The following is a 21,357-nucleotide window of genomic DNA, read 5'->3' as shown; positions in this document are numbered from 1 at the left end:
CCCGGGCCTCCAGCCCTCAAAAAATGACCAAAGGACCGGCAAGATGTTGCTCTTGATCGATAACTACGACAGCTTCACCTATAACCTTGTCCATTACGTGGGCGAACTGGGTGCCGAGGTTGTTGTTAAACGCAATGACGCGCTGAATGTGCAGGAAGCCATGGGGATGAACCCGGCAGGCATCCTGCTGTCCCCCGGCCCCGGCACTCCGGATCAATCGGGCATCTGCCTTGCCCTCACCGAGGCTGCGGCGGAAACCGATACACCCCTGATGGGGGTATGCCTTGGACATCAGGCCATCGGGCAGGTGTTTGGCGGCAAAGTTGTGCGCCACACGGATATCGTACATGGCAAGATGGGGATGATGCAGCACACCGGCAAAGGCGTTTTTGCCGGCCTGCCCTCACCTTTCGAGGCAACGCGCTATCACTCGTTGGTGGTGGATCGCGACAGCCTGCCCGACAGCCTTGAGATCACGGCCGAACTGGACGATGGCACGATCATGGGTCTGCAACACCGCGAACTGCCAATTCATGGCGTGCAATTCCATCCGGAATCCATCGCCTCGCAACATGGGCATGCACTGCTCAAGAACTTCCTTGACGTGATGAAAGTCCCGGCATGAGCGATGCACTGAAACCGCTGATTGGAACAGCCGCCGACCGCGCGCTTACCCGCGACGAGGCCGAGACCGCCTTTCAGATCCTGTTCGAGGGCGAAGCCACACCGGCACAGATCGGCGGTTTCCTGATGGCCCTGCGTACGCGCGGTGAAACCGTGGATGAATTCGCCGCCGCCGCCGCCGTGATGCGCGCCAAATGCAACAAGGTTGCGGCCCCCGAAGGCGCGATGGACATTGTTGGCACCGGCGGGGATGGTAAGGGCACGCTGAACATCTCAACTGCAACGGCCTTTATCGTGGCAGGCGCGGGCGTGCCGGTGGCCAAGCATGGTAACCGCAATCTCAGCTCGAAATCCGGTGCTGCGGATGCCCTGACCCAAATGGGTATCAACGTGATGATCGGCGCGGATGCGGTTGAAAAGGCACTGAAAACTGCCGGCATCTGTTTCATGATGGCGCCGATGCACCATCCGGCCATGGCCCATGTTGGCCCGGTACGCGCCGAGCTATCCACCCGCACGATCTTCAACATCCTCGGCCCGCTGACCAATCCGGCAGGTGTCAAACGTCAGCTGACCGGCGCGTTCACCCGGGATCTGATCCGACCCATGGCCGAAACACTGGGTCAGCTTGGATCGGAGCGGGCGTGGCTGGTTCATGGCAGCGACGGCACGGATGAGCTGACCATCACAGGCGTCTCGTGGGTCGCCGAGTTGAAAGAAGATGGCACCGTCGAGGAAACCGAAACCCACCCGGATGCGTTTGGTCTGGACGTGCACCCGTTCGAGGACATTCTGGGCGGCACGCCCGAAGAAAACGGTGCGGCTTTTCGCGCCTTGCTGGACGGGGCGCCGGGGGCGTATCGTGACGCCGTGTTGCTAAACGCCGCCGCCGCACTGATGGTGGCGGGCAAGGCAGATACCCCCCAAACCGGCGTCGAAATGGCGCGAGAGAGCATTGATAGCGGAGCGGCACGACGCAAGATCGACCTGCTGGCCCAGCTGACATCGGAGAGTAAATGAGTACCCCAACCATCCTGGACAAGATCAAGGCCTATAAACTGGAAGAAATCGAGGCTGCCAAGGCTGCAGTACCGCTGGCAGACATCGAGGCGGCGGCAACAGCCGCGAGCGAAGTGCGCCCGTTTGGCGAGGCGCTTCTGCAAGCCAGCAAGCAGGGCTACGGCCTGATCGCGGAGATCAAAAAAGCCAGCCCGTCCAAAGGCTTGATCCGCGAAGACTTTGACCCCGCCGCCTTGGCCGAGGCTTATGCGGCCGGCGGCGCCAACTGTCTTTCGGTGCTGACCGACACGCCCAGCTTTCAAGGCGCGCCCGAATACTTGCAGCAGGCCCGTGCGGCGTGTGAACTGCCCGTTCTGCGCAAGGATTTCATGTATGATCCCTATCAGGTGGCCGAAGCGCGTGCCTGGGGGGCGGATTGCATTCTGATCATCATGGCCTCGGTCAGTGACGCACAAGGTGCCGAACTGGAAGAGGCCGCCAACCGCTGGGGCATGGATGTGCTGCTCGAAGTCCACAACGAAGACGAGTTGCTGCGCGCCTCCAAGCTCACCTCCAAGCTGATCGGTATCAACAACCGCGACCTCAACACGTTTGAAACCTCGCTGGATACCACGCGGACGCTATCCAAGCTGGTTCCCGTGGAACGCATGATCGTGTCTGAAAGCGGACTTTCGACGCCCGATGATCTTAAAGACATGGCGATGTATGGCGCGCGGTCCTTCCTGATCGGCGAATCCCTGATGCGGCAGGATGATGTGGCCGCTGCCACACGCGCCCTTCTCGCCAATCCGATGACTGCTAGCGGGGGCTTCTGAATGTCCGGGCTCACACATTTTGACGGCAAGGGCGATGCCCATATGGTCGACGTGTCGGACAAGGCCGTCACCTCACGCGTTGCGGTCGCCCAAGGATACATCAAGATGGCCCGTGAAACCTTTGATATCATTTCGGAAGGTCGCGCCAAGAAGGGTGATGTTCTGGGGGTTGCCCGCCTGGCCGGGATCATGGGGGCCAAGGAAACCTCCAGCCTGATTCCGCTCTGCCATCCCCTGCCGATCACCAAGGTGGCAGTGGAACTGACGCTTAATCCGGATCTTCCCGGCGTGCAGATCGAAGCCACCGTGAAGACCACCGGCCAGACCGGCGTTGAAATGGAGGCATTGACCGCCGTGTCGACCGCCGCCCTGACCGTTTATGACATGAGCAAGGCCGTGGACAAGGCCATGGAGATCGGTGGCATCCGCGTTATGTTGAAAGATGGTGGAAAATCAGGGCGGTACGAGGCGACATGATCACCGTTGAAGAGGCGCTGGCGCATCTGTTCTCATTGGTCAGGCCCCTTGGCGCCGAAACTGTTCCACTCAGCGAAGCTGCTGGTCGAGTTCTGGCGGAAGACGCAATCGCAGGACGCGACCAGCCCCCGTTTGCCGCCTCGGCCATGGATGGCTATGCGGTGCGTCAAAGTGATGTCGCCACGGGGGCCACGCTGCAGGTGATCGGCGAGGCAGCGGCAGGGCATGGCTTTGACGGGTCCGTCGCAACAGGCCAAACCGTACGCATCTTCACGGGGGCTCCTGTGCCCGAGGGGGCCGACCGGGTGATCATCCAGGAGGATGTCACGCGCGCCGGAGATCAGATCACTCTAGGTGATAATCTGAGCAAAGGCCCGCATATCCGAGCTGCCGGGGCCGACTTTAAAATTGGCGATCACCTCAAGGCTCCCCGCCTGCTTGGCCCATCTGATATTGCCCTTCTGGCCTCGATGAACCTGGCCGAGATCACCGTGGCGCGCCAACCAGAAGTTGCGCTGATCTCAACTGGCGACGAATTGGTGATGCCTGGCGAAGATCCTGGCCCGGATCAAATCATTGCGTCGAACACTTTTGGGTTAAAAGCTCTTTTGGAACAACATGGTGCCCGCGCCCGCATCCTGCCTATCGCACGCGACAATCGCCCTGCATTGGAGGCTGCTTTCGCGCTGGCCGAAGGGGCTGATCTGGTGATCACCATTGGAGGTGCCTCGGTCGGCGATCATGATCTAGTGGGGCAAGTGGCTGCCGATCTGGGCGTCGAACAGGCGTTTTACAAAGTTAAAATGCGCCCGGGAAAGCCATTGATGGCGGGCCGGATGGGTGAGGCGGCGATGGTCGGTCTGCCGGGTAACCCGGTCTCTGCGATAGTCTGCGGACATGTGTTCTTGCGCCCAATGCTGCGCGCGATGCTGGGGCTGGACGCGGGTCCCGTTCCTCGCCATACCGCACGACTGGCTGTCGATCTGGGAGAAAATGGCCCCCGCGAGCACTACATGCGCGCCGATGTGCAGGATGGCACCATCACGCCCGAAGACAGTCAGGACAGCGCCCTGCTCAGCGTTCTGGCCCATGCCAACGCGTTGATGATCCGCCCGCCTGATGACGGACCGCGCAAGGCGGGTGAGCAGATTGAGTACATCGCCCTCTAAGCGCATCAATCCGACTTATCCACAGAACATGTTGACACAAAACGGGAACATGCGTAGAACAAAATGAAACGCATGGCCCCGGAGGACGTTCAATATGCTGACAAAGAAACAGCTGGACCTGCTGGAATTCATTCACAAGCGCGTACAACGCGATGGTGTGCCGCCCAGTTTTGACGAGATGAAGGATGCGCTGGACCTGCGCTCGAAATCGGGCATTCACCGGCTGATCACCGCACTGGAAGAGCGCGGATTTATCCGCCGTCTGGCGCATCGTGCACGGGCATTGGAGATCGTGAAACTGCCCGAAACGCTAGGCGGCGAGGCCACGCATGGCTTTCATCCCCGCGTAATCGAGGGCGACAAGCCTGACGCGCCGCAACCTGCCAATTCGCAACCTGTCGAGGCGCGGGGATTTGAATTGCCCGTGATGGGCCAAATCGCCGCCGGTGTCCCGATCGAAGCGATTGCACATGCCAGCCATAACGTGTCGGTTCCCGGCTCGATGATCAGCGGCCAGGGTGAACACTATGCCCTTGAAGTCAAAGGTGATTCGATGATCGACGCAGGCATCAATGACGGCGATGTGGTTGTGATCCGGGAAACATCTGTGGCCGATAATGGCGATATTGTCGTAGCGCTGGTCGAAGATCAGGAGGCAACATTGAAACGCTATTTCCGCCGGGGCAATGCGATTGCACTTGAGGCCGCAAACCCGGCTTATGAGCCGCGCGTGTTGCCAGAAGACAAGGTCAAGGTACAGGGCCGTCTGGTTGGTCTGATCCGCACCTATTGATCCCTAGTTTGCATTCCATAACCGCGTGCCCGTTACCTGGCGCGCGGTTATTTCTTTGTATCCCGCCTCGGTCTTGTAAATCGCCATAGCCCCGGTTTGGCGCAGACTGGCGGGATGCAGCACAGCACAGCCCAGCCCTTCGGGAACGCCCTCAGGTGGATCAGCATTCATAACGATCCAGCGCACCTTGTCACAGTCTAGCGGCGCGGCAGCGGCTTTCTTACCCCGCACCGTGGCAAGCGGAAGGCTGGCAGGGCTTAGCATCGCCCATCGTTCCGCCGCCTTATCCTGTTCTGCCGGATCACCATCATTCTCAAGCCAGTTCTGCGCAATGAACCCGCCCCCTTTGGGTCGGTTCAGCGCCCTGCCCTCTGGCGTCATCACCCCCACCAGCGCGCCGGTGTCCGAGATCAGGATGTCTGGGCGTTCTGTCTGTGTCCAAAGGCCAAAGGCCAGCGCCACCGGGATCACGCCCGCAAAACGCACCCGTCCCTGCCACAGCACCAACATCAAGGCACCAAGGGCAATCAGGGGCAGCACCTCGCCCCCCGGGCTGATCACCGTGCCACGCGCACCGTCCAACTCACTGACCCATTTGGCAACGCCCAGAATCCACGCCACACCCTTTCCCATCACCCAAAGGGCGATCCATTCCAACCCCAATGGCATCAGAAATGCCGCGACCACGGCGGCGGGCATCACCAGAACCCCCATCAAAGGCACGCTGAGCAGATTCGCGATCAGCCCGTAATGTGCAAACTGGTTGAAATGCGCCGCCGCGATCGGGGCTGTGGCCAGCCCCGCAACCGTAGAGGAAATCAACACCGCTGTGATGGGCCGGGTCCAGCGCGGCCCCAGCGGGATCTGATGATCCCGTATCCAGTTATAGACCGCCACCAGCGCAGTCGTGGCGGCAAAGGACATCTGAAACCCCGGACCCAGCAAGGCCTCGGGACGTAAGGTCAGCACGATGACGGCGGCAAAGGCCACAGCGCGCAAGCTGAATGCGCGTCGGTCCAGCAAGACTGCCGTCAGCGCCACGGCCACCATGATGAACGCGCGTTCCGTCGCCACATTGCCACCAGACAGGGCCAAGTATCCTGCCGCGACCGGCAGGGCGCATAAGGCGGCCAATTTCTTGGCCGGAAGACGCAGGCCAATCGCCGGAATGGCGGCAAACAGGTAGCGGAGTGTCGCGAAAACAAACCCGGCCAGCAGCCCCATATGAAGCCCGGAAATGGCCAGCAAATGTGCCAGATTGGTGACCCTGAGCGCGCGCAACGTCTCCTGCCCCATGGCCGAGCGGTCTCCGGTCATGATCGCGGTGGCAAAGGCCCCCGGTTCGCCCGGAAGGGCCTTTTGCACCTTGGCCGACACCACCATACGCGCAGCAAACACCTTCTGGCTGCCATCCGGCGGTGCGCGTACCAGAACCGGCGTGCGGGTATAGCCCACCGCGCCGAGTTTCAGAAACCAGGCATGGCGCTGAAAATCGAAACCGCCCGGTTCAACCGGACCACCCGGCGGCGACAGATGTGCTGTCATCATCACATACTGGCCAGGTTCGGGGACAAGAAACCCTTGTTGTCCGTGCAGGGACACCCGCACACGGTCGGGCGTGCGCCCCGGGCTGACGCGATCCAGTTGCACCTTGTCCAAGGTAAGGCGAAGCGCGTCCGAAGACGAGCGATCTATCCCCACGATCCGCCCTTCGACCGGGCCATAGTAACGCCAGCCCAGCACCGGCAAATCCATCTGGTGGGCGCGCCACCCGGCAAGGCAGAAGCCCAACGCGATCAAAGCGCCCCCCCAGAGCAGCGGCGAGAGGGCATCATTCACCAGCCGCCCTAACAGGATCAGCGAAGCTGCACCCGCAAGCGCATAGGCGTAATGAAGCTCTGAAGGTTCTGATCTCAAGGTGAAATACGCCCCGATCCCGGCACCAAGACACACCGGAACCCACGGGAACAGATGCCCCCGCTGAGCCAGCCATTCGGCCTGCCAGGATTGCCAGATCGCCATGTCTTGTCTCCCCTCCGGCGCGCCGATAGACAGGGGAGAACGCTAGCTCCCTCACAGTTACCGAAAGGTTAATACAGCCCATGTCCGAGACAATCGTGACCCGTTTTGCCCCATCGCCCACCGGCTATCTGCATATCGGCGGGGCACGCACAGCGCTGTTCAACTGGCTTTTCGCCCGTGGACGGGGCGGCAAATTCCTGCTGCGGATCGAGGATACTGATCGCGCGCGGTCCACCCCTGAAGCGACGCAGGCCATTCTCGATGGGATGGCGTGGCTGGGGCTGGATCATGATGGCAAGACAATCAGCCAGTTTGAGCGCGCAGATCGTCATGCCGAGGTCGCCAATCACCTGCTGGCCGAGGGTAAGGCCTATAAGTGCTTTGCCACCCAGGACGAGATTCAGGCGTTTCGCGATGCGGCGCGGGCCGAGGGTCGCTCGACCCTGTTTCGCAGCCCCTGGCGCGATGCCGATCCGGCCACACACCCGGATGCGCCTTTCGTCATCCGCATCAAGGCCCCGCAGGACGGTGCCACCGTGATCCGCGATCAGGTGCAGGGCGATGTGACGATCCGCAACGACCAGTTGGACGATATGGTGTTGCTGCGCAGCGATGGTACTCCCGTCTATATGCTGGCCGTTGCGGTGGACGATCACGATATGGGCGTCACCCATGTAATCCGTGGGGATGATCACTTGAACAACGCCGCGCGCCAGATGATGATCTATGACGCAATGGGTTGGCCCCTGCCCGTTTACGCCCATATCCCGCTGATCCACGGGCCCGATGGCAAGAAGCTGAGCAAACGGCACGGCGCATTGGGCGTTGAGGAGTATCAACAGCTTGGCTATCCGGCGGCAGGCATGCGCAACTATCTCGCGCGGCTGGGATGGAGCCATGGCGATGACGAGTTTTTCAGTGATGCCCAAGCCAAAGAGTGGTTTGACCTTGGCGGAATCGGAAAATCCCCAGCCCGGTTTGACTTCAAGAAACTTGAAAATCTTTGTGGTCAGCACATCGCCGCATCGGAAAATGCTGCACTGCTGCATGAACTGGAGGAGTTTCTGGCCGTAACCGGGCAAAACATGCTGTCCGACGACAAAAAGTCGCTTCTCATGGCAGCAATGCCCACCCTCAAAGAGCGCGCGAAAACCTTCTTTGAACTCATTGATAAAGCTGAGTTTATTATGACCGAACGCCCCATCTTACCAGACGAAAAGGCTAGCTCACAGCTTGACAATGTATCCCGTGGTATACTGAAAGAATTGACGCCGCAGTTGCAAAATGCTAGGTGGGAACGAGACGAAATTGAGGCGGCTGCGATGCAGTTTGCCGAAACCAAGGACATGAAATTCGGGAAACTGGCGGGGCCAATACGGGCCGCGCTGGCGGGTCGGACTGCGACACCTAGTGTATTTGATATGATGCTGGTGCTGGGACGGGAGGAAACCATTGCCCGGCTGACGGACGCCGCAGCCAGCACAGGTTAATCTTATCGCAAGCCCCCCGAGTTAAAGACCGCTTAAGGAACGCCGAGCGCACCCCCCGCGCAGGCAGGACGAGGGAGACCACTAAGATGGCCGACACCAAGAAAACCGCAACGCTGAACGTGAATGGCGAAAGCTATGACCTGCCGGTCTTTTCCCCCACCGCCGGGCCAGATGTCATTGATATTCGCAAGCTTTATGGCCAAGCGGGTGTGTTCACCTACGACCCGGGATTCACCTCAACCGCCAGCTGCGACAGCACCATCACCTTTATCGATGGCGGCAAGGGTGAACTGCTGCACCGCGGCTATCCGATCGATCAATTGGCCAGCAAGTCGCATTATCTCGAGGTATGCTATCTGCTGCTTTACGGCGAACTGCCCTCGGCGGCGCAGTTGGAAGATTTTGAAAGCCGCGTGACCAACCACACGATGCTGCATGAACAGATGCACTTCCTGTTCCGCGGATATCGTCGGGACGCGCACCCGATGGCCATCATGGTCGGCGTGGTTGGCGCGCTGAGCGCGTTCTACCATGACAGCACCGATGTCAGCGACCCCTGGCAGCGCGAAGTGGCCTCGATCCGCATGATCGCCAAGATGCCGACCATCGCGGCAATGGCCTACAAATACGTACTGGGCCAACCCTTCGTCTATCCGCGCAATGATCTGGATTATGCGTCGAACTTCCTGCGGATGTGCTTTGCCGTCCCTGCCGAGGATTACGAGGTGAACCCGATCCTGTCGCGCGCGATGGATCGGATTTTCACCCTGCATGCCGATCACGAACAGAACGCGTCAACCTCGACCGTGCGTCTGGCCTCCAGCTCGGGCGCGAACCCCTTTGCCTGTATCGCCGCCGGCATCGCCTGCCTCTGGGGCCCCGCCCATGGTGGTGCCAACCAGGCCTGCCTTGAGATGTTGCAAGAGATCGGCACCGTGGATCGCATCCCCGAATACTTGGCCCGCGCCAAAGACAAGGATGACGACTATCGCCTGATGGGGTTTGGTCACCGGGTCTACAAAAACTTCGATCCGCGCGCCAAGGTGCTCAAGCAATCCGCCGACGAGGTGCTAGAACTGCTGGGGGTCGAGGACAACCCGACCCTGCAAGTGGCCAAGGAGCTTGAGAAACAGGCACTGGCCGATCCCTACTTTGCCGACAAGAAACTGTTCCCGAATGTCGATTTCTACTCGGGCATCATCCTTGAGGCGATGGGCTTCCCCACTTCGATGTTCACACCGATCTTCGCGGTCAGCCGCACGGTGGGCTGGATTTCGCAGTGGAAGGAAATGATTGCCGATCCGCAGCTGAAAATCGGCCGCCCGCGCCAGCTGTACCAAGGCGCGACACTGCGCGATTACGTAGATATCGAAAACCGCTGATCCGGCGGACATCAAGAAACCGGGCCTTGCAACAGGCCCGGTTTTTCTTTGTATGATAAGGCCCTAGCGCCCTTCGAAATGCGGTGGGCGTTTTTCCGTGAAGGCAACGACGCCTTCCTTGAAGTCCCGCGACATCGCGCATTTGCCCTGCAGCTTTGCTTCCAGATCCAACTGCCCGTCAATGCCATTTTCCCATGACTTGCGGATCGCTTGTTTCATATGTGCATAAGCCTGCGTCGGACCCTTGGCCAGATGCGCGGCGCGGGCCTGCCAGGTGGCTGCGAACTCACCGTCCGGCACCCATTCCCAGATCATGCCCCATTCGCTGGCTTGCCGGGCGCTGATCGGCTCGGCAAACAGCGCCGCCCCCATCGCCTTGGCAGCCCCCATCTGACGGGGCAACCAATAGGTGCCCCCGGCGTCCGGGATCAGACCAATGCGGGCAAAGGCCTGTAAGAAATACGCACTCTCGGACGCAATCACGACATCTGCGGCCAGCGCCAGATTGGCCCCTGCCCCGGCGGCAGGGCCGTTGACTGCAGTGATCGTCGGGATCGTGCAGTCGGAAATCGCGCGCAACATCGGTTCGTATTCGTCCCGCAGCACCCGTTCCAGATCAAGCGCAGACAGATCGCCACTGTCGCTGAGGTCCTGGCCAGAGCAGAACGCCTTTCCCTCTCCGGTGATCACCAACACGCGGGCCTTGCGCCCGGCTTCGGTGGCGGCATCGGTGATCTCGGCGCGCATCTGGGTGTTGAGCGCGTTCATCTTGTCCGGACGGTTTAGCCGGATCGTGGCGATATCCGCATCATACTCAAGTGCAATGGTTTGGTAATCTTTCACCGGGCCGCCTCCTTTGGATTGGATAGACGTATCAAACGGCAAAGCCCACGCGGATCAAGTGGAAACGGCGCGTCACCCGCGCATGATTTCGTCCAGACGGGCCTTTTCCTCGGCGCTGAGATCATCATGCGCCTCGCCCGTGGCCTTGGCCCGGCGGCGCAGATAATTCGTCCCGATACCGGCCGCAATCAGCAGCATCAATGGCCCAGCAGCCCAGAGCACAAGGTTTGAACCACCTAGTTTCGGTTGCAACAGCACGTATTCACCATACCGGTCCACAACGAAATCGATCACCTGCTCGTCGCTGTCGCCTTCGACCAACCGTTCCCGCACCAGAAGACGCAGATCGCGCGCCAGAGGCGCGTTTGAGTCATCAATACTCTCATTGCGGCACACCAGACAACGCAGACCCTTGCTGAGATCGCGCGCACGCTCTTCAAGGGCCGGATCGGACAACACCTCATCGGGTTGCACAGCGTAAGCCGGGATGGCCAAGACAAAGCACAGCAGAAGCGCCAGACGTTTCATTCGGCAGGCACTCCTTTTGGGGTCTTGCGACGCGTCTTTTGCGCCCCTGCGGCCACGCGATAGCGCCGATCACTCAGCGATAGCGCGCCACCCAACGCCATAAGGATGGAACCACCCCAGATCCAGTTGGCCAGCGGCTTGTAATAGGTCCGTACAGCCCAGCCGCCATTGTCCTGTGGATCGCCGATGACAACATAGATGTCCCGCAGGAACCCGTTATCAATCGCCGCTTCGGTGGTGGGCATCTGCGCCACCGGATAGAAGCGTTTTTCGGGGTGTAGCTCTGATACGTCACGACCGTTGAGGTCGATATCGAAAGTGGCCTTGGTGCTTAAAAAATTTGGGCCTTGCTCGTCATGCACTTCGGTTAGCGTGACAGTGTGACCGGCCAGATCGAAACTTTCGCCGACATTGACGACGCGGATATCCTCGACCTTCCAGGCCATCATCGCAGCGACACCCGCCATGGTGATCCCCAGCCCCGCATGGGCAACGGATTTACCCCAATCCGCGCGCGGCAGACGGCGCAAACGGCCGAACCTGTCCGGTCCACGACCGGTGCGCGACCACAGGTCAACCGCCGATCCCATCACCAGCCAGGCGGCCAGGAACATCCCAACAGGCCCAAGGGCCGAGCGCCCGGTTTGCATCGCATAGGCCAGGCAGCCAATGGCAATCGCCAGAACGAAGGGCCATTTCAGACTGTTTAGCGCCCGGTCCAGCTTGGCCCGTTTCCACGACAGCATCGCGCCCACGGGCAGGATCAGCCCCAGCACCACCATGAAGGGGGTAAAGGCCATATTGAAGAACGGGGCACCGACGCTGAGTTTACGGTCAAAGAACATCTCGGCCACCAGCGGCCAGATCGTACCGACAAAGACCACGAAACAGGCAACGGCCAGCAGGATATTGTTGACCAAAAGCACGGATTCCCGACTGACCAGCCCAAACACGCCCTTGGCCTGCAGCACGTTGGAGCGCGCCGCGAAAAGCGTCAGACCGCCAAGCATGAAGGTCGCGGTGATCATCAGCAGGAACACGCCACGTTCAGGGTCGTTGGCAAAGGCATGCACCGAGGTAATCACGCCCGAGCGGGTGATAAACGCCCCGATCATCGAGAACCCAAAGGCGATGATGGCGAGCAGAATAGTCCAGCTTTTCAGCGCCTCGCGTTTTTCCACCACGATGGCAGAATGCAGCAAGGCGGCAGAGATCAGCCAAGGCATGAAGCTTGCGTTCTCGACCGGATCCCAGAACCAGAAGCCGCCCCAGCCCAGCTCGTAATACGCCCACCAACTGCCCAGGGCGATGCCGATTGTGAGGAAAATCCACGCCGCCAGCGTATAGGGCCGCACCCACCGTCCCCAGGAGGCATCGACACGCCCCTCAATCAGGGCCGCAATGGCAAAAGAGAACGTCATCGAAAGGCCAACATATCCGACATAAAGGAAGGGGGGATGGAAGGCCAAGCCGGGATCCTGCAACAGCGGGTTCAAATCCTGCCCGTTGAAGGGCGGCACCTCGAGGCGCAGGAACGGGTTCGAGGTGAAGATGATGAAGGCGAAAAAGGCCGCGCCGACCATACCTTGCACCGACAACACCCGCGCTTTCAGCCCCGGAGGCAGGCCCTGACCAAACCAGGCGGCAAAGGCCCCGAACACGGTCACGATCAGCACCCAAAGCAGCATCGACCCTTCGTGATTGCCCCAGACACCGGTGATTTTGTAGAGCATGGGTTTGTCGGTATGACTGTTCAGCCAGACCAGACGTAACGAGAAATCTGACGTCACAAACGCCCATGTCAGCGCGGCGAAGGCCAATGCTGTCAGAAGGAACTGAACAGTCGCCGCGGGTTCAGCCACAGCCATCCAGCCGGGCCATCGTTTATGCGCCCCGATCAGCGGAACAACCGATTGAAAACACGCCACCATGAAGGCGAGGATGAGGCAGAAGTGACCGAGTTCATTTATCATGTCTGAACTATAGTCTGCCGCCGACCTCTGGCCAACACAAACCGCTGCGACAGGAGATCACAGTTTGGTGGTTTGGTGGCGCTTAACGGTCTCGCCGTTCGCCCTGACGCCAATCGTTGAGCGCGCGGTTGGTATCGGGTTGCGTGGTCGCGTTGGTGAGAACGGCATCAGTGCCCGTGGCCGCCGCCCCGGGCGTGTCATTTTCCAAGGCACGCAGATTTCGGATGCCGCTGACCACCTGCGGGGTCATGGCCATGGTGCTGGCCAATGAGCGTTGAAACTCCTGCCCCTTGAACTGGTGGCGCGCGCCGAAATAGAACGACACGATGGCCCCCAACAACCACCACAGGGGCTCGGGTACCAGCGCAATGCCTTGCATACGTTGGGAAAACCAGATCGGATCGACCATTGCCGAAATGAACAGGCCAAGCGTGCCCAGTGCCATGGCCGGGCGCGGAATGCGGTTGATCGCATCCATCACCGTGTCAAACAGCCCCCGGCGTTTCAGGCCGAACTCGCTTCCGAACTGGGCAAGAACCTGCTGGGTCAACAAGGTCTCACGCTCTGCCCCGGCCTCGGCGTTTTCGCGAAACACTTCGGCCGTGTCGACGATTACATTGCGCCCGCCACCAAAAATCGCGCCCAGAATTTTCTCGATCAGTCCCATGGCGCCACCCTTTGCTGAAACTCTGCCGACGTCAGGTGATAGCGCGGATGAATGAACTCCTCGGCCCGGATGATCCACCCGCCCTTGCCGCCCCGGCGGGTGCGGGCAAACTTGCGGCTGGCCGGGCGACGATCAGCGATGCGGAAATAATAGTTGCGCCGCGCGATTCCATAGGCATCAGCCAGATGGCGCGGGGCCGCATTGGCTGCAGCATGGGTTGCGTTGATGGTTTGAGGGCCAATCACTCCGTCCACGGCCACATCATGCCCCATATCGCGCAGCAGACGCTGCAGGATTTTCACGGCATTGCCCCCGGCATTGACATACATGTCAAACACTGAAGCATGCAGGATATCAGGCAAGTCGGCGATACGCGGGCGGCTAAAGTAATGCTCGACAAAGATGTCTTCGGCTTTCTTGCGGGTCAATTGACGCACATCGCGGGTGTCGATATCCCCGTCGCGATCCAGATCAAGGCCCAGGCGCCGCATCGTATGGATGGTGACCCCGAAATTGGTTGCACCACCCGGATCATCCGGGTCGTTCACAAAGCCACCTTCGCGGCCCACGATTTCACGTGCAATCTGGCGTATGTCGTTCATCCGCAATCCCTTTCCACCGGTGAGGCGGACAGGGTGCGGTTAACGGGTTAACGGCGCACTTAACTACCGTCCGGCTTATAGACGCCTTGCTCTTTCAACGCATCGACCACTTCCTGAGGCATGTAATCCTCGTCGTGCTTGGCCAGCACTTCCGTCGCGGTAAAGACGCCGTTGTCATAACTGCCAAGGGCCACCATCCCCTGCCCCTCGCTGAAAAGATCAGGCAGCACGCCTGTATAGCGCACAGGAACAACGGCCCCGCCATCGGTGACGCTGAAGGTGATAGTTTCACTGTCGCCGCGCACCAGACTGCCCTCTTCCACAAGGCCGCCAATGCGGAACACTTCGGTGGGCTCAGGTGGCGCCTCGGCCACCTGGCTGGGTGAGCGGAAGAAGTTGATTCCATCGCGCATCGCATAGCCGATCAAAGCGGTCGAGATGACCAGCGCGACCACGGAAATGGCGATAATCTGAACACGGCGCTTTTTCTTGAGCGATTTCATAACTCCACCCTCTTCAAGGAAATACAGGGGCCAGCATCAGCCCCGTGGTCTCATCTTCACCTAACATCAGATTGGCGTTCTGCAAGGCCTGACCGCTGGACCCTTTGGTCAGATTATCAAGGGCCGCTACCACCACGGCACGCCCGGCAATCCGGTCGGCCACAACGCCGACATGGCAGAAGTTGCTGCCCCGGATATGACGCGTGCTGGGGTGTTCCCCCATGGGCAACACATGCATAAACGGTTCATCCGCATAGGCGCTGGCAAGCGAGGCATGCACTTTGTCCGGATCGCCCTGCACATAAACGGTCGCAATGATCCCGCGGTTCGCAGGCAGCAAATGCGGGGTAAACTGCACCTTCATCTCGCGTCCGGCAATGGCCGAAAACTCCTGATCGAACTCGCCGAGATGCCGGTGCGTGCCCCCGACCGCATAGGCATGCGCCCCTTCAGACAACTCGGCATGCAGCAGGTTTTCCTTCAGGGCGCGCCCGGCCCCACTGACCCCGGTTTTTAGGTCGATGATAATGCTATCCAGATCAATCACCTGGTCTGCGATCAAAGGCCGCAGCGCATATTGACCGGTCGCCGCGTTGCATCCCGTGCCCGCCACCAACCGGGCGGTGCGGATATCCTCGCGGTAAAACTCGGTCAAACCATAGACCGCTTCTTTCTGCATCTCGACGGCCGAATGCGGGTTGCCATACCACTTTTCATAGTCAGCCGGATCGCGCAGCCGGAAATCGGCCGACAGATCGACGATCTTGAGGTCGCGCGGCAAGGCACTGATCACTTCCTGGCTGGTCTTATGCGGCAGCGCACAGAAACACAGATCAATCTCAGAGAAATCGATTTGATCAATCGTGACAAGATCTGGCAAATCCAGATGACGCAGATGCGGAAAGGCCTGCGCCATCGACTGGCCTGCCTTGGAATGTGCCGACAGGGCTGCGATCCGCATCGTCGGATGGGTTGCGATCAACCGGACCAGTTCGGCCCCGGTATATCCGGATGCGCCCAGAATGGCGATGTTATGTGTCTTGATCATAGATGTTCTCACTTTGCGCAGAGGGCTAGGCGTTTACCCCTTACGCGTCAACCAACCTATCTTCCTGAGAATCGGCGCGCGTTGACTAAAATCAACACGTAGAGCGATCATGGATCATGGTGGCAAAGAAACGTAAGAGACGTCTGGATTGCGGCCCTAAAGACGGATGTCAGGCCGCTTCAAATCGGATTTCTCGTCGCAGGAACTGTGTTGCGCGGTCCGAGACGCGGGCAGGATCACCAGTGGTCAGGAACTTGGCATCACTCCCCCGCCCTTGCATACCAGGGTGACGATCCAGATAGTCCGCCAGGCTTTCCGCGACCAGATTGGCCTGGCTATAGACTTTAACATCTGCGCCAAGCGTAGCCTGAAACGCGTCCTGCATCAGCGGATAATGCGTGCATCCCAAGATGGCGGCTTGCGGCTCGGGCATCTTGCGCTTCAGGGCATCCACATGGCTGCGCACCAGCGCTTCGGCCAGGATCATATCGCCGTCTTCGATCGCGTCGACCACGCCGCCACAGGCCTGCGCCTCGACATCCACACCGATGGCGCGAAATGCCAGCTCGCGCTGGAACGCACGGGAGGAAACGGTTGCAGGGGTCGCAAACAACGCCACATGGGTCACGGCCACTTCGCGGGGGGGAGAGTTGTCGCCCCATTGCCGTTCGGTCAGCGCCTCGATCAGCGGGACGAAAACGCCCAGCACTCGTTTGCCCTGTGGCACCCAGGATTCCTGCATCCGGCGCAGGGCCGCCGCAGAAGCGGTGTTGCAGGCCAGGATCACCAGATCACAGCCTTCATCGAACAACCGCCCCACCGCGGTCGTGGTCAGCCCATAGATGTCATCCGCCGTGCGCACGCCATAAGGCGCATGGGCGCTGTCGGCCATATAGACGAATGGCACGTCCGGCAGCCGCCGTGCCACCGCATCCAGAACGGTCAACCCGCCCAGCCCGCTGTCGAAAATGCCCACCGCCATGTGCCTGTGCCTTTATGCGTCAGTCCCATTCAAACCCGCGGGCAGAACTGTCCAGCGGGCTTGGGGACAGCTCATACGTCTTCATACGCAGGAATTCCATAAGGGATTTGCCGTCACCCGCCTGATCCAGCTGATCCCGGCCAATCGGATCACCAATCACGACATTGACCGGTGTATCGACACGTTTGCCGAATTCCTTGATCAACAGCCCCATGCGCAGGGTCGAGTGCAAATGGCTGGCCAGTTGAAATAAACGGCTGCAATGCCCTTCAAAGAAGACGGGCACAACGGTGGCATTCGATTTGGCAATCATTCGGGCCGTAAAATTACGCCAGCCCGGGTCCATTGGCTTGGAAAACGGCGTGGCCGAGGTGCTGACCGCCCCACCGGGGAAAATGCCGATTGCCCCACCCTGCCCCAGATACTCCAGCGCCGTCTTGCGAGTCTTGAGGTTCAGCTGCACCGCTTCTTTGGTTTCATCAAAGCTGACGGGAAGAACCACACGGTTCAGATCCTGTGCCTTGCGAAACACATGATTGGCCAGAATGCGGAAATCCCCGCGCGTCTGGCTCAGCATGTGGCCCATCATCAGACCATCCAGAATACCATAAGGATGGTTGGCGATCATGATCACCGGGCCGGATTGCGGAATATGGCTCAGGCTCCCTGCAACCACATTCAAGGACAACCCATAGCGATCCACCATGACCTGCCAAAAATCCCGCCCTTGCGCGACTTCATTCTCATATCCGCTCGCGCGCTTGATCAGTCGCAGCCGCCCGCTCAGCGTTTCCATCGTGCGGATCATCGCCCGCCCGCCGCGGGTCTGAGCCGAATGCGCATAGCTGATGTCGCGGGCGATATGACGGTCTTGGCGCATGGCTCGGGTTCCTGCTTGGTTGCCCCTAGGTAAGGACCTCCAAGCGTTTTGGCCAGTCAATGTGACAACTTAACGACACTTACTCGGCCGCCTGTGGCTGCGCATCTCCGCCCACCCCAATTGTCGCAAACAACTCGGCCCGGCGTTTTTCAGCCTTGGCGACATGGGCATGTTTGACCGGGCCAAATCCCCGGATGCTCAACGGCAATTCCGCCAGCGCCAGAATCGCAGGGCCTGTGGCCTCGCTCAGCAGCGGCAGCACATCCCGCATGTCCTCCTCATACTGTCTGATCAGGGCGCGTTCCATCTTGCGCTCGGCGGTGTAACCGAATGGGTCAAACGGCGTGCCACGCAAGGCTTTCAACCGTGCCAGAACCCGCATCGGGCGTTCCATCCACGCGCCGAATTCCCGTTTGATCGGTCGACCATCGCTGCCTATGCGCGCCAACAGGGGCGGCGCAAGGTGGAAGGTCATCTTGAAGTCACCACTGAACTCAGCACGCGCCTTGTCTTGGGTCGACAGCAGCAAGCGCGCGACTTCATATTCATCCTTGTAAGCCAATAACTTATGATATCCTTTGGCCACGGCCTCCTTGACCTTTGGGTTGCTGATCCCGCCCACCAGGCTGCGATATCGCTTGGCCAACCTTTTACCTTGATAGGCCACCAATTGATCGGCCCGATACGTGATTTTATCTTCCAGAGACTGGGGCAAAGTAACCACGTTCGGCGCAATTAGTTTTTCAGCCTGCTCGGGGAATTCCGCCGCGAAACGCCCGATCTGGAAGGCGCGCAAGTTCCGCTCAATCGCCGCCCCGTTCAGCTCGATCGCGCCATTGATCGCTGTCAGACTCAGCGGCACCAGCCCATTCTGCCAGGCTGCGCCAAAGACGATCATGTTGGAAAAGATCGCATCGCCCATCGTGGCCTTGGACAGCTCGAACGCATCAAACATCAGAACCCGGTCCTGCAACCGCGCCTCAAGCGCCAGCGCCAAACGGTCCGAGGGCAGTTTGAATTCCGTATCGCGGGTGAAATCACCTGTTATGATCTCGTGATTGTTGACCACGGCACCGGTGCGCCCTGTCCGCGTCAGACCCAGCGTCTTGGCCCCGGCAGACACGACTAGATCCCCGCCGATCAATGCATCACATTCGCCAGTCGCCACCCGTATCGCGCTGATATCTCCGGGATTCTCCGCCAAACGGCAATGGATGTGCACAGCGCCACCCTTCTGCGCGAGCCCGGCCATTTCCATCATGCCCGCGCCCTTACCATCGATCTGCGCGGCTTGCGCCATCACTGCCCCGATGGTCACGACGCCGGTACCTCCGACGCCGGTGATGACAACGTTATAGGTGCCCTCTATCGCAGGCAGCTCCGGGTCTGGCAGGTCAGGCAATTCCAGCTTGGCCGTTTCTTCCTTGCGGATCGTCGCACCCTCAAGAGTCACGAAAGACGGGCAAAACCCTTTGAGGCAGGAAAAATCCTTGTTGCAGCTGGATTGATCAATCGCCCGTTTGCGGCCCAATTCGGTCTCGACCGGCACGATGGACACGCAGTTGGATTGCACCCCGCAATCGCCGCAGCCCTCGCAGACATCTGTGTTGATATACACGCGCTTGTCGGGGTCCGGAAACAGACCCCGCTTGCGGCGACGACGTTTCTCGGCAGCACAGGTCTGGATATAAAGGATAACCGAGACACCCTCGATTTCCTCAAACCGCTTCTGCACCTCCATTAGCTGTGACCGCTCATTTATTTCAATGCCTTGCGGGAAGGCCTTAAAGTCCACATCCTCCTTGTCGTCATAGACAACAGCCAGATGTTTGACCCCCATCGCCTTCATTTCCGCGGCAATGCGCGGCGCATCCAGCCCCCCTTCATTGGCCTGCCCGCCGGTCATGGCAACGGCATCGTTGTAAAGAATCTTGTAGGTAATGGTTGTGCCCGCCGCGAGGGCCGCGCGAATGGCCTGCACACCAGAGTGGTTGTACGTCCCATCACCCAGGTTTTGGAACACATGTTTACGCTTGGAAAATGGCGCTTCACCGATCCAGTTGGCTCCTTCGCCGCCCATATGGGTAAAGCCGGTGGTCTCGCGGTCCATCCATTGGACCATGTAATGACAACCGATCCCGGCATAGGCGCGCGCGCCCTCGGGCAGTTTGGTAGACGAGTTATGAGGGCAACCGGAGCAGAAGTACGGCAAGCGTGCTGCGATCTCTTCAGCATTATCGGCTTTTTCCGCGTCTTCAATGGCTTGCAGCCCTGCCTTGATGCGATCCGTATCGCGCCCTTCCTCGATCAGGATGCCGCCCAGCTTGCGCGCGATCCAGATCGGGTCCAGCGCGCCACGGGTCGGGAAAAGCTCTTCGCGATGCAGCGCACCCGATCCGCCTTTGTACCAGCCATAAACCCGGCGCCCCCGGCGATCATCAAATATCGCCTCCTTGATCTGCACCTCGATCAGCTTGCGTTTCTCTTCGACGACAACGATTAGGTCCAACCCCTCGGCCCAATCGGCAAACCCTTTCATATCCAGCGGAAACACCTGCCCAACCTTATAGGTGGTGATCCCCAACCGCTCGGCCTCAGTCTCATCAATACCCAAGAGGGCCAAGGCATGCACCAAGTCGAGCCAGTTTTTACCTGCCGAGACAAAACCGATCTTTGCGCCCGACTTGCCAAAAACACGCTTGTCCATCTTGTTGGCATGCGAAAACGCCTCGGCGGCAAAGCGTTTGACATCGATGATACGCGCTTCTTGCGCATGGGGTGTATCCCCCAGCCGGATATTCAGCCCACCTTCTGGCATCTCAAATTCGGGGATGACAACCTGCATCCGGTCCGGGCGCCCATCGACAACCGATGTCACCTCAACTGTGTCTTTCATCGTCTTCAGGCCAACCCAAAGCCCAGAAAACCGTGATAAAGCATAGCCATAGATGCCGTAATCCAGAATTTCCTGCACACCCGCGGGTGACACCACCGGCATATAGGCATCAACCAGGGCCCATTCGGACTGATGCAACACCGTGCTGCTTTCACCAGTGTGGTCATCCCCCATCGCCATGAGCACACCGCCATGGCGCGAAGTGCCTGCCATATTGGCATGGCGCATCACATCGCCGGAACGGTCTACCCCCGGTCCCTTGCCATACCAAAGACCAAAGACACCATCATACTTGCCCTCACCGCGCAGCTCGGCCTGCTGACTGCCCCAAAGGGCCGTCGCAGCAAGGTCTTCGTTCAGCCCTTCCTCAAACCGGATGTCCGAGGCCGCCAGTAACTTGGCGGCCCGGTTCATCTGTATATCCACGGCCCCCAGTGGCGAGCCGCGATATCCGGTGCAGTAGCCCGCCGTGTTCAATCCGGCTGCGCGGTCCCGCGCCGATTGCATCAACATCAACCGGACCAGGGCCTGCGTGCCGTTTAAAAGCACTGGCGACTTTTCCAGGTTGAATCGGTCCTCTAGAGAAATCTCGATCTTGCTCATGCGGCCCCTCCCGGCAGCAGACGGGGTGATACCCGATTAT

General features: G+C 59.7%; 19 protein-coding genes. 8 read left to right on the top strand and 11 right to left on the bottom strand.

What is annotated here, in order from left to right:
• The first annotated feature begins 43 nt into the window (after window positions 1-43).
• From V6N02_RS02030 to lexA, 6 genes are all read left to right on the top strand, one after another.
• Complete coding sequence (locus tag V6N02_RS02030) at window positions 44-625, top strand: anthranilate synthase component II (RefSeq protein WP_371223816.1); 582 nt, start codon at window positions 44-46, stop codon at window positions 623-625.
• Window positions 622-1,644, top strand: a complete 1,023-nt coding sequence (gene trpD / locus V6N02_RS02025; protein WP_371223815.1) for an anthranilate phosphoribosyltransferase — start codon at window positions 622-624, stop codon at window positions 1,642-1,644. Before V6N02_RS02030 ends, trpD begins: the two co-directional genes overlap by 4 nt.
• Complete coding sequence (gene trpC, locus V6N02_RS02020; RefSeq protein ID WP_371223812.1) at window positions 1,641-2,459, top strand: indole-3-glycerol phosphate synthase TrpC; 819 nt, start codon at window positions 1,641-1,643, stop codon at window positions 2,457-2,459. Before trpD ends, trpC begins: the two co-directional genes overlap by 4 nt.
• Window positions 2,460-2,936 carry a cyclic pyranopterin monophosphate synthase MoaC gene (gene moaC / locus V6N02_RS02015; protein WP_371223810.1) on the top strand — a complete coding sequence of 159 codons (477 nt, stop codon included), beginning with the start codon at window positions 2,460-2,462 and terminating at the stop codon, window positions 2,934-2,936.
• Window positions 2,933-4,105, top strand: coding sequence for a molybdopterin molybdotransferase MoeA (locus tag V6N02_RS02010; protein ID WP_371223808.1), 1,173 nt, complete (start codon window positions 2,933-2,935; stop codon window positions 4,103-4,105). The genes moaC and V6N02_RS02010 overlap by 4 nt, the downstream gene beginning before the upstream one ends.
• Window positions 4,106-4,199: 94 nt before the next feature.
• Window positions 4,200-4,898, top strand: coding sequence for a transcriptional repressor LexA (gene lexA / locus V6N02_RS02005; RefSeq protein WP_371223806.1), 699 nt, complete (start codon window positions 4,200-4,202; stop codon window positions 4,896-4,898).
• 3 nt (window positions 4,899-4,901) lie between these two features.
• Here the strand turns inward: lexA and V6N02_RS02000 are convergent, their stop codons facing one another.
• A complete protein-coding gene (locus V6N02_RS02000; RefSeq protein WP_371223804.1) occupies window positions 4,902-6,920 on the bottom strand; it encodes a ComEC/Rec2 family competence protein in 2,019 nt (672 codons plus the stop codon).
• An 80-nt stretch (window positions 6,921-7,000) separates the two neighbouring features.
• Between V6N02_RS02000 and gltX the strand changes: the two genes are divergently transcribed.
• Entirely contained in the window at window positions 7,001-8,410 is a 1,410-nt protein-coding gene (gene gltX / locus V6N02_RS01995) for a glutamate--tRNA ligase (protein ID WP_371223802.1), read from the top strand.
• A gap of 86 nt (window positions 8,411-8,496) precedes the next feature.
• On the top strand, window positions 8,497-9,792 hold the full coding sequence (gene gltA, locus V6N02_RS01990) for a citrate synthase (protein ID WP_371223799.1): 1,296 nt from the start codon (window positions 8,497-8,499) through the stop codon (window positions 9,790-9,792).
• Window positions 9,793-9,855: 63 nt separating this feature from the next.
• On the opposite strand, the gene V6N02_RS01985 is transcribed toward gltA, so the two are convergent.
• From V6N02_RS01985 to V6N02_RS01940, 10 genes are all read right to left on the bottom strand, one after another.
• A complete protein-coding gene (locus tag V6N02_RS01985; protein ID WP_371223797.1) occupies window positions 9,856-10,635 on the bottom strand; it encodes an enoyl-CoA hydratase-related protein in 780 nt (259 codons plus the stop codon).
• A gap of 72 nt (window positions 10,636-10,707) precedes the next feature.
• On the bottom strand, window positions 10,708-11,163 hold the full coding sequence (locus V6N02_RS01980; RefSeq protein WP_371223795.1) for a cytochrome c-type biogenesis protein: 456 nt from the start codon (window positions 11,161-11,163) through the stop codon (window positions 10,708-10,710).
• Complete coding sequence (locus V6N02_RS01975) at window positions 11,160-13,136, bottom strand: heme lyase CcmF/NrfE family subunit (RefSeq protein ID WP_371223793.1); 1,977 nt, start codon at window positions 13,134-13,136, stop codon at window positions 11,160-11,162. The genes V6N02_RS01980 and V6N02_RS01975 overlap by 4 nt, the downstream gene beginning before the upstream one ends.
• 82 nt (window positions 13,137-13,218) lie before the next feature.
• On the bottom strand, window positions 13,219-13,803 hold the full coding sequence (locus V6N02_RS01970; protein WP_371223791.1) for a holin family protein: 585 nt from the start codon (window positions 13,801-13,803) through the stop codon (window positions 13,219-13,221).
• Window positions 13,794-14,405: a holin-associated N-acetylmuramidase gene (locus tag V6N02_RS01965; protein ID WP_371223788.1), complete on the bottom strand. Its 612-nt coding sequence runs from the start codon at window positions 14,403-14,405 to the stop codon at window positions 13,794-13,796. Before V6N02_RS01965 ends, V6N02_RS01970 begins: the two co-directional genes overlap by 10 nt.
• 59 nt (window positions 14,406-14,464) lie before the next feature.
• Window positions 14,465-14,908, bottom strand: a complete 444-nt coding sequence (gene ccmE / locus V6N02_RS01960; RefSeq protein WP_371223786.1) for a cytochrome c maturation protein CcmE — start codon at window positions 14,906-14,908, stop codon at window positions 14,465-14,467.
• A gap of 13 nt (window positions 14,909-14,921) precedes the next feature.
• Window positions 14,922-15,956 carry an N-acetyl-gamma-glutamyl-phosphate reductase gene (argC, locus tag V6N02_RS01955; RefSeq protein WP_371223784.1) on the bottom strand — a complete coding sequence of 345 codons (1,035 nt, stop codon included), beginning with the start codon at window positions 15,954-15,956 and terminating at the stop codon, window positions 14,922-14,924.
• Window positions 15,957-16,125: 169 nt separating this feature from the next.
• Window positions 16,126-16,938: a glutamate racemase gene (locus V6N02_RS01950; protein ID WP_371223782.1), complete on the bottom strand. Its 813-nt coding sequence runs from the start codon at window positions 16,936-16,938 to the stop codon at window positions 16,126-16,128.
• Window positions 16,939-16,957: 19 nt separating this feature from the next.
• Complete coding sequence (locus tag V6N02_RS01945; protein WP_371223780.1) at window positions 16,958-17,818, bottom strand: lysophospholipid acyltransferase family protein; 861 nt, start codon at window positions 17,816-17,818, stop codon at window positions 16,958-16,960.
• A 79-nt stretch (window positions 17,819-17,897) separates the two neighbouring features.
• Window positions 17,898-21,317: an indolepyruvate ferredoxin oxidoreductase family protein gene (locus tag V6N02_RS01940; protein WP_371223778.1), complete on the bottom strand. Its 3,420-nt coding sequence runs from the start codon at window positions 21,315-21,317 to the stop codon at window positions 17,898-17,900.
• Window positions 21,318-21,357 lie beyond the last annotated feature (40 nt).

Source organism: Roseovarius conchicola (assembly GCF_041403425.1).
Classification (GTDB): Bacteria; Pseudomonadota; Alphaproteobacteria; order Rhodobacterales; family Rhodobacteraceae; genus Roseovarius; species Roseovarius conchicola.
The sequence above is the reverse complement of the archived record's forward strand: the minus strand, read 5'-3'. Positions and strand labels throughout refer to the sequence as shown.